Below are 13,334 nucleotides of genomic sequence, written 5' to 3'. Positions count from 1 at the left end.
AAAATTATAAGAATCTGGGAGTCTTACAGATGCAACACGCAGCTCCATTTCAACAATTGCGCAAGTATTTAGAACAACAAGTATTGGGACAACCCGAACTTGTTGAGCACTTGCTTGTTACCTTACTTGCCAATGGTCATATTCTTGTTGAAGGTCCACCAGGCTTGGCTAAAACTCGTGCAGTGCAGGCACTCTCTCAAGGTATAGAGGGGGACTTTCACCGAGTCCAGTTTACCCCCGACCTCCTGCCTGCTGACCTCACAGGAACCGATATTTATCGACCTGAAACCGGCGAATTTCAATTTCAAAAAGGTCCTTTATTCCACAATTTAGTACTTGCGGACGAAATTAACCGTGCGCCTGCCAAAGTTCAGGCAGCATTACTAGAAGCCATGGCAGAGCGTCAAATTACAGTGGGCCAAACCACTTACCCATTACCCGAATTATTTACGGTTATGGCAACGCAGAACCCACTGGAACAGGAAGGTACTTATCCACTTCCAGAAGCTCAACTCGACCGTTTTTTAATGCACTTAGTGGTGTCGTATCCAGACAGTGAAATTGAAACCCAAATTCTGCGACTGAATAGAAATGAGTCGTTAGGAACACCTACCGTTGAGCCGCCTAAAATTTCGCAAACTGATATTTTCTCAGCGCGCCAAGAAGCATTAAATGTTCACATGGAAGAAAATGTGGAGCGCTATTTGGTTGCCCTTATTGTAGCTACCCGACAGCCGGGTGACTACGACGCTGAACTTGCACAATGGATAGAAATTGGCGCTAGCCCGCGAGCGACTATTGCACTAGACCGCTGCGCGCGAGCTAGAGCATGGTTAGACGGTCGCGACTTTGTAACTCCCGACGATATTCAAGCGATGCTGCACCCAGTACTTCGTCATCGTCTTATTTTAAGTTACGAAGCCGAAGCCGACGGAATTCAAAAAGACCAAGTTATCGATCAATTATTATTAAAGGTGCCTGCAACGTGAAGTCCACCCTTAAGCCGGAAGAATGGCTAAATAAGTGGAAATGTAATGGTGTGTCTTTGCAAGTCAAAGAGCTTCTCTATTACCGTTCGCGCCCGTTTACGCCTCCGTTTCGAGGTAAGCAAGGCAGCCATACCCAGCAAGGCTCTAAGCTAAGTAAACAACGTGGCAGAGGCATGGAGTTCGATGAAGTTCGCCATTACCAACCTGGAGACGATATTCGAGCTATCGATTGGCGCGTGACCGCTCGTACGGGAGACACCTACACAAAGCTTTTTCGAGAAGAGAAAGAGCGCCCTGTTTTTGTATGCGTCGACCTTTCTCACTCTATGCGGTTTGGTAGCCAGCTTCTTTTTAAGTCTGTGTGCGCAGCTCACATTGCCGCAGCAATCGGCTGGGCAGTAGCAAAACGAGGCGATAGAATTGGAGGATTAGTATTTACCGACTCTATTGCCCATGAAATGAAACCACAAGGTCGCGAAAAAGGTGTACTGCGCTGGTTGAAAATGATGATAAGAACAGAGCAAGAGTCAGCCTCTGAGGCGCCCGCTCAGCAAACTCTCTATAAACAATTACAACGGCTGCAAACATTGGTAACACCAGGTTCAGACGTTATTTTAATCAGTGATTTCTCGCAACTCGACCAAGCCTCTTTAACCCTTATACGTGGGCTACGAAGACATAACAGAGTTTTAGCCATCAACGTATATGACCCTCTCGAGATATCGCTACCGGAATTCAAAGGAGAGGCATTACGAGCTACCGATGGTGACTACGAAGTAGACTTTGACTTTTCCTCACCTCAATTTAAACAGGCCTATGAAGAAAACAGCTTACAGCTACAAGAGCAGCAACTTGAATACTTTAAATCGGCTGGCGTTCCTATCTTGAATTTTTCAGCTGGTTCTCCACCGGAAGAGCAATGGCAAGAGTCGAAGAGGCAATATGCATGAATAATCCTCTCGCTCAACTCAATGATATCCATGAGATTTCTACTGTAACCTGGTGGCCTTTAGGCTGGGGCTGGTGGGCACTTATAGCACTTTTAATCATTGCGATTACTGTAAGTATTTTAGTTTCGCGTAAACGTAAGCGCGACCAATGGGTATGGAGACAATGTTGCCAAACACTGCAGACGCCCCAGAACAGCATGGGTGACATTACGACCGTTTTGAAATTAGCCTGCCGTCGTTACCTTTCTGATGCTAACAACAGCGATGCAAAAGCTTTACATACGCTTACAGGCAAAGCATGGCTAGTGTATTTAAACAACCAGTTGCAAGAGCCCCTTCGCGCATCTGAGCAACACGTTGAAGCCTTGGCACTTAACATGTATCGGCAAACCGACGCGCAACATGTCGAGCAATACCAGCAATTCGCTTTAACTTGGCTTCATCATGCGTGTCCACGGAGGCCAAACTATGTTTGAGTTTGCTTGGCCATGGGTGTGGGTTCTTTTACCTGTACCGGTAATTTACTGGTTCATTAAGCCTTGGTCTCGTTCAGGTCAACGTTTTTCTTTTCCTAACATTAAAAAACGTGCTTTAGGAATCGAACACAACGTTGCCAGCCGCAAAATCAAATATCTCTTTCCATTATGGGTTTGGGCGTTACTCGTAGCGGGTATGTCACAGCCTCGATGGGTGGGAGAACCTATTCCAGTAGAACAAGAAGCGCGAGAGATTTTAGTCGCCATGGACTTGTCCGGCAGCATGCAAGTCGACGATATGGTTATGCAAGGACAACGCGTTACCCGACTTTATGCAGCGCACTCTATTCTCGCTGACTTTATTCGAAGACGTACAGGAGATCGCGTAGGTTTGGTGCTATACGCCGACTCGGCTCACTTATATGTACCCGTCACTTCAGACTTGGAAACGGTTGCTGAACTAGCCGAAGAAGCAGAAATTGGCTTAGTTGGGCAGCGCACCGCTTTAGGCGACGCAATTGGTATTTCTATTCGTTATTTCCTAGAAAGAGAAGCCGAACAAAAAGTTGTCATTATGCTTACCGACGGCATGGTAAATTCCGGCAACCTTGACGCTGAAGACGCCATACAATTGGCTCAAAGTAATGACGTGAAAATTTATACCGTCGGTATCGGCGCCGACGAGATGTTAGTGTCGGGGCTTTTTGGCAACCGACGCATTAACCCAAGCCAAGAACTGAATGAAGTATTCTTACAGCAGGTGGCTGAAGTCACTGATGGCGAGTATTTCCGGGCAAGAAGTGCAGAAGACATGGAGCGCATCTACGAAACTTTAGATCAACTCGAACCGGTTCAGTCTGACGAGCAATTTTTCAGACCATTTCAAAGCCTAACGCATTGGTTCATTATTTTAGCGTTAGTCAGCGTGCTTCTATTCGAAATGTTTCGAGCTATACGTTGGCGGAGGTTCAAGTAATGTTTGCCGAATTCCACTTTTTACGCCCACTATGGTTGTTATTACTACTGCCTTTATTTGTGCTCGTTCCGTGGTGGTTAAAACGTTCTTCTCAATCGGGTATTGCACGCCAAGTTATTGCCCCGCATTTACAGCAATACCTCGTGCAGTCCGCAGAGAAAGTTCGAAAATTTCCGTGGAAAATAGCTACTGCAATTTGGGTTATCGCAAGTTTGTCGGCAGCCGGCCCTGCATGGATTGAGCAACCAATTCCAGTAACAAGCCAAGACCGTGGCTATGTTATTTTATTCGACGCGAGCATGGACACACGCGCAACAGATTTAACGCCCGACCGCCATACAAGGCTTAAATATAAGGCTTTAGATCTCATTAATGCCTTAAAAGACGGCCAAACAGGCTTGGTGGCTTATTCAGGCGACGCATTTACCATCGCGCCCCTTACGCGGGATCCAGAAAACCTGCAAAGCATGATGCCAGCACTGACACCAGAAATTATGCCAGTACCTGGTCGTAACCCTTTAGCAGGTTTTCAAATGGCACACGACATGTTGACGCAAGCGGGATATTCACAAGGCGACATATATTGGTTCAGTGGCAGCATTGACCGCGCAGATATGGAAGATATTCGTCAATTCCTTCGAGAAGCCAACCACCGTGTTTCCGTGATCACAGCAGGAACAGAAGATGGAGCGCCGGTAAGAACTGAACAAGGCGAGTTACTTCGCACGCCGCAAGGTGACCTGGTTATTCCGCGCTTGTTTGTCGACTACTTCGAAAACATTGCGCAGCAAACAGGTGGCATACATCGCTCAATTTCGTCGAATAGCGGCGATATTGACGCACTTATATCACTTCCCGAACAAAGTGCAAACGCCACTGAACGCGAGTCAATTAATCATAATCAATGGCTTGATATGGGGCCTTACCTACTTTGGCTAATGTTGCCATTGCTATTCGCACTCGGTCGAAAAACACAAGTACTCAGTATTGCGGGAGTACTGCTTCTTTCACAGTTCCTGACCACACCACCTGTTTATGCTACGAACGCAGAAGATAGCGACTTAGTAATTGAGCGCGTATCTTGGTTCAACATGAATAGTGTGCGAAACGCATTTCGGAACAAAGAACAGAATGCTTTGAATGCATACCAAAGCCAACAATATGACCGTACCGAAGGACTGTCAGACGACCCTATGTTACAAGGAATGGCAGCGTATCGAGCCGGAGATTATGAACAAGCCGCACAATATTTCGGTCAGCAAGAAACCGCAGAGTCTTTTTATAATTTAGGTAACAGCCTAGCCCACTCAGGTCATTTAGAGGAAGCTATTGACGCTTACGATCAAGCCCTACAACAAAGACCTAACTGGCAGTCTGCGTTGGAAAACAAAGAAATTGTTGAGCAAATGAAGGAGCAACAATCTCAACAAGAAAATGAAAGCGGTGACAGTGACCAGAACCAACAAGGCGAAGATCAAGAGTCCAACGATGGGCAGGAGTCGCAAGATAGCAGCTCGTCTGATCAAAGCGACGCCTCACAAAGTGAGCAAGAGAACTCCGATACGTCGCCAAGTGAAGAGCAAAATGCCGACGGACAAAGCCAAGAGCAACAAGAACAGAATGATAGTCAAACGGCAGAGCAGCAACAACAATCCGCTGAAACCGAGGGCAACGAAGAGGCTTTAGAGATTCCAGAGGCTTGGCAAGACTTGTCTGAAGAGGAGCGTGCTGAACTTGAGCAATTATTACGCCGATTACCTAACGATCCCGCTCTATTGTTGAAAAACAGACTGTTACTTGAAGCAGAGCGCCGCCGTCTACAAAGATTTAACTAGGAGTTCAAACATCCATGCTGAAACCTTTCTACCTTGGTTTTGTCGCTGTGATACTCATTCTGACCAGCAGTAATGCTTATGGATTAGAAATTGACGTGTCAGTTGATCGCAATCCCGTCATTGTGAATGAGTCGTTTAACCTCACGGTAACAGCCGACGAAGACTTACCTCGTTGGGCATTTAGCTCTCGCCCGTTAATGCGGGACTTTGTGGTAGGTGCAACTTCCATTGATACCTCTAGCGTGACGAGTCAAGGCGTAACAAGAAGAACCACGCGTTGGACCGTAAGATTAACCGCCCGCGAACCAGGCCGCTACACAATACCCTCGTTCGATATTGAAGGCGCTCAAACACAACCCATTGAAATTGAGGTCATTGAAGTTCAGCGTAATCAGAATGGTGAAAATCGGCCGTTCTTTATTGAAGGTACCGTTAGTGAAGCTTCGCCTTACGTACAACAGCAAGTGACTTATACCGTAGACCTGTTTATTCACAGTGACATACCGCTTGAGAATGGCACTATAGCTCCCCCACTCGCGGACAACGCTAACGTTGAACAAATTACTCAGAACAGAGAGCGACAAGAAATTATAAATGGTCAACGTTACCAGGTGATCACGCAAGTTTATGCCATTACGCCGCAAAGGAGTGGCTCTGTGGAGGTTCAAGGAGTTCAGTTCGAAGGTATTTATCGTCAGCCCAACTCTCGAGGCTTTTCAGGCTTTTCCAGACCAGAACAAGTGTCGCTTATGACACCCAATGTAGAGCTTAATGTGCAGCCCATACCACAGCAATATCAGGGTCAATGGTTTGTGAGTGAACAGGTTGTCATTGAGCGACAAATCTCACCAGCATCGGGTATGGTTGCGGTCGGAGAGCCTATTACTGAAACTGTAACTATTACGGCTGAGGGAGTGCGCCCAGAGCAAATTCCAGAACTCGATATTTCCTCACCGGACGGACTTCGTGTGTACCCGGAAACGCCGCAGCAAGAAGTATTTGCCCGCCGCGACACACGAATTGGACAAGTAACCTATACCACGGTGTATATTCCAAGCCGAGAAGGTCAGTTTGAATTACCTCAAATTAATATACCTTGGTTTAATCCGAGCGCAGATCAAAGCAGGCAAGCTTCCACTGCTGCCGTTCAATTAACAATTACACCTTCTGCGTCTGAGCCTGAGCGTATAAGCCCGGTTGCAGAAACGGAAACAGAAGCTGAACAGCCATTAGATACTGCAACCCAGCCGCAAGTCGACACAGGTATAGCGAGTATTCATGAGCAAGGCGGCGCCAGAACATCGAATAGTTATTTATATGGCGCTCTCGCTGTCTTATTCATAATTTGGCTAGTCACCCTTATATTGCTTATCCGAGCTAAGCGTGGAGCGTCACGCAAGGCCTCTAGTGACGTGCAGAATACCTATATTCCAAACCGTGCTCGTCAGCCTTTAAACAACTTGAAGCAAGCCTGTAATAGCAATGAGCCAGTGTTAATCATGGAGAACTTTAGAGCATGGATGAATGCACGCAAAAATGACCAAGACAACGGAAAGGGTATTCGAGCTGAGCTCGAACAACACCAAGACTTTAAGCAGGAACTCGCTGCATTGGAAGCCGCTTTGTATGGGAAAGAAAAGTCAACTTATACACGCGGCAAAGCGTTTTGGAAAACATTTTCAGGCGCACATAAAAAAGCGCATCAAACGGATGCGCTTAAGTTATATCCTCATTAGCTTTTAATAACGTGAGGGGCGAGAGCCCTTCACTCATTGCTCACTCAGTGCAATGCTTAACGCAAACGTCTTTCGATAGTTGCGTTAGCTTTCAAAGCTTCCATAAGGGCACGATAAGATTGCTCGGTGTATTGACCAGCAAGCTCCTGCGCGAATCTGTCGTTCATGCTTTCGTCAATAGAGCCCTCACCTACGTCGGTCAGCTCAATAACTGCTGCATCGCCGTTACGAAGCTCCACCGTTGCAAAGCTAGACTCACCTTCTACGAAAGGCATTTTGAAAAGCTCAGTGCGCACAGCGCCCGGCAATTCCGTTGCAAAACGTTTCGTTGCTTCGATGTAGTTAAAATCGATACCCGCAGTGTCACCACTCTCGATACGACTTCTCAGGTCAGACGCAGCTTGTAAAGCTAAATCTTGCGCACGCTCAGTGGTCAATGTTGCAACGATTTGGTCGCGAACATCTGCCAATGGTTGAGTTTGCGCCGGCTGATAAGATTCCGCACGGACCACAACTGAACGCTCCGCTAACTCCACTAGCTCACTGTTTAAGCCTCTCTCAGTAACGTCACTAGAGAAAGCTTGAGCTAGAAGGTCAGGTGAATCGAACCCTTCTGGTGGATTAGCTCTGGAAATAACTGGGCTAGTTTGAATGTCTACGCCTAGAGCTTGTGCAGCAGGCTCTAATGTATCAGGAACTTCGAAGCTAATACGCGCCAACTCTTGCTGTAAACGGAAGTACTCGTCTTCAGCGTTAACACGCGCCAACTCAGTACGGATGTTGTCAGCAACTTCCTCAAACGGCGTTTGAGTAGCTTCATTAAACTCTGTCAGCTTAATGATATGAAAACCAAACTCTGAACGCACGACGTCAGACACTTGACCTTGCTCGTTTAACTCAAAACCCGCATCTTCAAATGTTGGGTCAATCAAGCCACGCTCTAATGTACCTAAGTCACCGCCGTCTTGAGCACTAAACATATCATCAGATACGTCAGCTGCAACTTCGGCAAAGTCTTCACCAGCTTCAATACGGGCTAGTGCAGCTTCGGCTTCAGCAAGTGCAGCAGCTTCATCATCACCAAACTCAACGAGAATATGCGCTACTCTGCGGCTCTCTTCTGAGCTATAAGCTTGCGGGTTTCTGTCGTAGTAATCTCGAACTTCTTCTTCAGACACATTCGTTCTTTCTACGATATCGTCTAGATCTAGCGCTACATACTGAAGTTGAATCTCTTCTTGCACCTGAAAACGTGACTCGTTGTCGTAGTAATAAGACTCAATGTCCGCGTCTGTAATTTCTACCTGGTCAGCGAACGCACTACCTTCTAATACAGAGTAACGACCACTTCGCGTTTGATTCTGTAATTTCTGAAGCGCATCAACTTCATGGTCTAGCGAGAAGTCGGTAGCAAATAAACTAGTCAACAGAACTTCACGGTTCACTTGCTCGTCCATGTAGTTTCTGAACTGCCCTGCGCTCATGCCTAAGTTCATTAACGCACGAGTATATAGGTCATTGTTAAATGTACCGTTGAAGTTGAACTGCTCCATGTTGCGAATAATATTACGCAAGCCTTCGTCAGACTGACGTAGACCTAGTTCATTCGCAAACTGAATGCTTAACTCTTCTTCGATAAGCTGCTCAAGCACGTCGTTACGCAAAGACTGCACGTAAGACTCGTCGGCAAGCAACATGGCAAACATTTCGCCATATTGAGATTCCATCTGACTGCGTTGGCTTTGGTATGCGCGGTCGAATTCGGCACGGGAAATTTCTTTGCCGTTTACAGATGCGACATAATTGTCTACTCCGCCGCCTAAATACGCATTCACACCTGTTAGAGCAAAAGCTACAACAAGTACTCCCAAAACGACTTTTACTATCGGGCCCTGCGCGCCCTCACGGATCCTTTCGAGCATAAATAATCTCTTTTATGAAAAATACTTCGATTCTACTTCAAGACAAAGTCGCAAACTGCAACTTCAAAACGCTGAGAGTATACCACACTAATTGATTAGATTATGAGTCCCCATGAACAACAAAGGCGCCTTACGGCGCCCTCGTGTAGCACTACTGTAAGTTTTTAGTTTACAGCGTCTTTAAGTGCTTTACCTGCTTTGAAAGCTGGAACTTTCGCAGCAGCGATTTGAATTGTTTGACCCGTTTGTGGGTTACGGCCAGTGCGTGCTGAACGCTCACGAACTGAAAAAGTACCGAATCCAACTAGAGCAACTTGATCACCGCTTTTCAATGCTTCTGTTACTGCGTCGACCATAGAGTCTAGAGCACGACCGGCAGCGGCCTTTGAAAGTTCTGCGTCTGCTGCGATTTTGTCAATTAGCTGAGACTTGTTCACAGTATCATCCCCTTAGATTGTTATTATGGAGTTTTCTGGTTCCATTTAGAAATGGGCCAGCAAAGTTTATAACAAGCTTATATCTTTAGTTCAAGTACTCAAGATGCTTGCTAAAAAGTCTACCGAATCCCTACGACCCTTGGCCTGCATGGCTTCGGATAACTTCCTTAAGGCTATCACAGTCGGCGGCGATGAAAAGTCTTTTTCGCTAAAAATTAACAATTTTCGTCGCAGCCGCTGCTTTCAAGCCCTAAGAAAAAGCTATTTTTTCTTATTTTTCATTGATTTAAATGGATCATTAGTCAACGCTAACTTCAACACTTCATCAATCCATTTTACTGGATGAATCTCTAAATCAGCCTTAACATTGTCCGCAATTTCCTTGAGATCGCGCTCATTTTCCTTTGGAATTAATACTCGACGGATGCCGCCACGGTGGGCTGCCAGCAATTTTTCTTTTAAACCACCAATAGCCAGCACTTCACCACGCAAGGTAATTTCGCCCGTCATGGCCACATCAGCGCGTACTGAATTACCTGTAAGCGAAGATACCAAGGCCGTTACCATGCCTATACCAGCACTTGGTCCGTCTTTAGGCGTTGCCCCTTCAGGAACATGGACGTGAATATCTTTTTTCTCGTAAAAGTCTTCTTCAACACCCAAAAGTTCCGCGCGACTGCGTACCACGGTCATAGCAGTACTAATCGACTCTTTCATGACGTCGCCAAGAGAGCCGGTACAAACCGTTTTGCCCTTACCCGGTACAGTTGTCGCTTCAATGGTTAGCAAATCACCGCCTACTTGCGTCCACGCAAGGCCGGTAACTTGACCAATTTGGTCATTCTCTTCTGCTTTACCAAAGTCGAATCGACGAACACCCAAGAAGTCCTCTAACGAGTTCTCGTCAATTTTCACTTTTTTCAATTTCTTGTCGAGTAAAATACGGCGTACCGATTTTCTACATAGCGTCGACAACTCACGCTCAAGGTTACGAACACCTGCTTCACGTGTGTAATAGCGGATTATTCCGAGAATAGCGTCGTCAGAAATATCAACTTCGCCCTTCTTCAAGCCATTGCGTTCCATTTGTTTATCGAGCAAGTGCTTACGCGCAATATTCAGTTTCTCGTCTTCGGTGTAACCCGACAAACGAATAACTTCCATACGGTCTAACAGCGGCGCAGGAATGTTCATACTGTTTGAAGTTGCCACGAACATTATGTCTGAAAGGTCGTAGTCCACTTCTAGATAATGGTCGTTAAATGCACTGTTCTGCTCTGGATCTAGAACTTCCAACAAAGCAGATGCTGGGTCGCCACGCATGTCCGACGACATTTTGTCGATTTCATCAAGCAAGAACAGCGGATTTCTAACATCTACCTTCGCCATTTTCTGCATTAATTTGCCCGGCATAGAGCCAATATATGTACGTCTGTGACCGCGAATTTCAGCTTCATCACGAACGCCACCGAGAGCCATACGCACATATTTACGTCCTGTCGCTTTGGCAATCGACTGTCCTAACGACGTTTTACCTACACCAGGAGGACCAACTAAACACAAAATAGGACCACGTACCTTTTTACTGCGCTGCTGTACAGCAAGATAATCAAGAATACGCTCTTTAACTTTTTCTAAACCGTAGTGGTCTTCGTTCAAAATAGCTTCGGCTTTCGCTAAATCTTTCTTCACACGGCTTTTCTTATGCCATGGAACCGAAGTCATCCAATCGATATAGCTTCTTACTACGGTCGCTTCAGCAGACATTGGCGACATCATACGAAGCTTTTGTAACTCAGCGCGCGTTTTGTCTTCCGCCTCTTTCGTCATTTTAGCTTCTTGAATGCGCTTCTCTAGGGCTTCAAATTCGTCTACGCCGTCTTCAGATTCACCAAGCTCCTTTTGAATAGCTTTCATTTGCTCATTCAAATAGTACTCGCGTTGGCTTTTTTCCATCTGCTGTTTTACACGGCTTCGAATTTTGCGCTCCACCTGCAAAATATCGATCTCACCTTCCATAAGCGCCATTAAATACTCAATGCGCTCACGAATATCAATAATTTCAAGTACGTGCTGTTTGTCAGCCAACTTCAGCGGCATATGAGCAGCCATGGTGTCAGCTAATCGGTCCGCATCGTCGATTCCGGAAAGTGAAGTAATAACCTCTGGTGGAATCTTCTTGTTCAGCTTCACGTAGCCTTCAAACTGATTCATCGCCGAACGACTTAAAACTTCTTCTTCCTTTTCAGGAAGTGCTTCAGACTCCACCGTTTTAATATCAGCGGTGAAAAAGTCTTCATCGTCGTTCCACTTTTCAATGTTGGCGCGCTGAATACCCTCGACCAGCACCTTTACGGTTCCGTCTGGGAGCTTCAGCATTTGAAGAATCGTCGCAATTGAGCCAACTTCATATATGTCGTCGGACGTTGGCTCGTCTACGCCTGCGTCTTTCTGCGCGACGAGAAATATTTGTTTATCTTGCTCCATTGCAGCGTCTAGGCAGCGAATAGATTTTTCACGGCCAACAAAAAGTGGAATCACCATGTGTGGGTAAACCACGACATCGCGCAATGGAAGTACTGGCATTGTATAGCTTTCAACGCTCGAATCTGTCATTACTTTCCCCATGTGGAGCGTACCAAATAGTTTGAATAGTTATATATATGCGGGTCGTGAAGCAAAGTTCAATAACAGGATGCAAAAAAGGGGCGAAATGCCCCTTAATTGGATGTTTATTCGCCAGATGCCTGAGCGTCTTTGTTGTTTGCGTAAATAATAATGGGGTCAGACTCACCGTTAATCACGGTTTCATCTATAACCACTTTACTTACGTTGTCCATCGAAGGTAGCTCATACATTGTTGACAGAAGCACGTCTTCCACAATAGAACGAAGACCGCGCGCACCTGTTTTACGTTGCATTGCTTTTCTAGCTATGGCTCTCAGTGCGTCTTCTCTAAATTCAAGCTCTACGTCTTCCATAGCTAACAGCGCGCCATACTGTTTCGTTAACGCGTTTTTAGGCTCTTGTAGAATTTGCACCAACGCATCTTCGTCTAGCTCTGACAAGCTCGCCACAACAGGTAAACGACCAATAAATTCAGGAATAAGACCATATTTTACTAGGTCGCCAGGTTCTACCTTGGTAAGCACGTCTATTTGAGACTTCTCTTTCTCTGAACGTACTTCCGCACCAAAACCAATGCCAGTGCCCGTAGCAAGACGTTGTTGAATCACTTTCTCAAGCCCTGCGAATGCACCACCACAAATGAATAGAATTTTCGAGGTATCGACCTGAACAAACTCTTGTTGTGGGTGCTTACGCCCGCCTTGAGGAGGAACTGAAGCAACTGTGCCTTCAATCAGTTTCAATAACGCTTGCTGCACACCTTCGCCCGACACATCGCGAGTAATTGACGGATTGTCAGACTTACGTGAAATCTTATCGATTTCATCAATGTAAACGATTCCGCGCTCCGCTTTTTGCGGATCGTAGTCACATTTTTGCAGAAGCTTTTGAATAATGTTTTCAACGTCTTCACCTACGTAACCAGCCTCGGTTAGCGTAGTAGCGTCGGCAACCGTGAAAGGTACGTCGAGGTATCGTGCTAAGGTTTCAGCAAGCAATGTTTTACCACTACCCGTTGGACCAATCAGCAAAATGTTACTTTTACCTAGCTCAACTTCTTCTTTCAGGCCCGCATTGCGTAAACGCTTGTAGTGATTATAAACCGCTACTGCAAGCACTCTTTTAGAGCGATCTTGACCAATCACATAGTCGTCCAAGTGCGCACGAATTTCTTTCGGCGTAGGCATATGGTCGCGCTGTTCTTGCGTGGCCAACTCTTTAATTTCTTCTTTCAGAATGTCGTTACACAAGTCAACGCATTCGTCACAGATGAAGACAGAGGGTCCTGCAATCAGTTTTTTTACTTCGTGCTGGCTTTTCCCACAAAAAGTGCAATATAAAGACTTGCCACCTTGAGAATCGCCACCTGTTTTATCTGTCATCGA

At 46.0% G+C, this 13,334-nt stretch carries 10 protein-coding genes; 6 read left to right on the top strand and 4 right to left on the bottom strand.

What is annotated here, in order from left to right; all coding sequences use genetic code 11:
* Nucleotides 1-29: 29 nt before the first annotated feature.
* The 6 genes from DQX04_RS00465 to DQX04_RS00440 are packed head-to-tail and all read left to right on the top strand — an operon-like array spanning nt 30 to nt 6,962.
* Nucleotides 30-989, top strand: coding sequence for a MoxR family ATPase (locus DQX04_RS00465; protein WP_111913837.1), 960 nt, complete (start codon nt 30-32; stop codon nt 987-989).
* A complete protein-coding gene (locus tag DQX04_RS00460; protein ID WP_111913836.1) occupies nt 986-1,939 on the top strand; it encodes a DUF58 domain-containing protein in 954 nt (317 codons plus the stop codon). Before DQX04_RS00465 ends, DQX04_RS00460 begins: the two co-directional genes overlap by 4 nt.
* Nucleotides 1,936-2,415: a DUF4381 domain-containing protein gene (locus DQX04_RS00455; RefSeq protein WP_165831904.1), complete on the top strand. Its 480-nt coding sequence runs from the start codon at nt 1,936-1,938 to the stop codon at nt 2,413-2,415. Before DQX04_RS00460 ends, DQX04_RS00455 begins: the two co-directional genes overlap by 4 nt.
* Entirely contained in the window at nt 2,408-3,391 is a 984-nt protein-coding gene (locus DQX04_RS00450) for a VWA domain-containing protein (protein ID WP_165831903.1), read from the top strand. The genes DQX04_RS00455 and DQX04_RS00450 overlap by 8 nt, the downstream gene beginning before the upstream one ends.
* Complete coding sequence (locus DQX04_RS00445) at nt 3,391-5,226, top strand: tetratricopeptide repeat protein (RefSeq protein ID WP_111913833.1); 1,836 nt, start codon at nt 3,391-3,393, stop codon at nt 5,224-5,226. The genes DQX04_RS00450 and DQX04_RS00445 overlap by 1 nt, the downstream gene beginning before the upstream one ends.
* Nucleotides 5,227-5,240: 14 nt before the next feature.
* Complete coding sequence (locus DQX04_RS00440) at nt 5,241-6,962, top strand: BatD family protein (protein WP_111913832.1); 1,722 nt, start codon at nt 5,241-5,243, stop codon at nt 6,960-6,962.
* Nucleotides 6,963-7,018: 56 nt separating this feature from the next.
* Here DQX04_RS00440 and DQX04_RS00435 read toward each other — a convergent pair whose 3' ends face one another.
* From DQX04_RS00435 to clpX, 4 genes are all read right to left on the bottom strand, one after another.
* Nucleotides 7,019-8,884, bottom strand: a complete 1,866-nt coding sequence (locus tag DQX04_RS00435; protein WP_111913831.1) for a SurA N-terminal domain-containing protein — start codon at nt 8,882-8,884, stop codon at nt 7,019-7,021.
* A 164-nt stretch (nt 8,885-9,048) separates the two neighbouring features.
* Nucleotides 9,049-9,321 carry a nucleoid-associated protein HU-beta gene (hupB, locus tag DQX04_RS00430; protein ID WP_111913830.1) on the bottom strand — a complete coding sequence of 91 codons (273 nt, stop codon included), beginning with the start codon at nt 9,319-9,321 and terminating at the stop codon, nt 9,049-9,051.
* A gap of 261 nt (nt 9,322-9,582) precedes the next feature.
* Nucleotides 9,583-11,937 carry an endopeptidase La gene (lon, locus tag DQX04_RS00425; RefSeq protein WP_111913829.1) on the bottom strand — a complete coding sequence of 785 codons (2,355 nt, stop codon included), beginning with the start codon at nt 11,935-11,937 and terminating at the stop codon, nt 9,583-9,585.
* Between the two features lie 116 nt (nt 11,938-12,053).
* Complete coding sequence (gene clpX / locus DQX04_RS00420; RefSeq protein ID WP_111913828.1) at nt 12,054-13,331, bottom strand: ATP-dependent protease ATP-binding subunit ClpX; 1,278 nt, start codon at nt 13,329-13,331, stop codon at nt 12,054-12,056.
* Between the last annotated feature and the right edge of the window lie 3 nt (nt 13,332-13,334).

Origin of the sequence: Aliidiomarina sp. B3213 (genome assembly GCF_003290085.1) — a bacterium.
In the GTDB taxonomy this organism is placed as follows: domain Bacteria; phylum Pseudomonadota; class Gammaproteobacteria; order Enterobacterales; family Alteromonadaceae; genus Aliidiomarina.
Note: the sequence above shows the minus strand (reverse complement) of the source record. Positions and strands in the feature narration are given on the sequence as shown.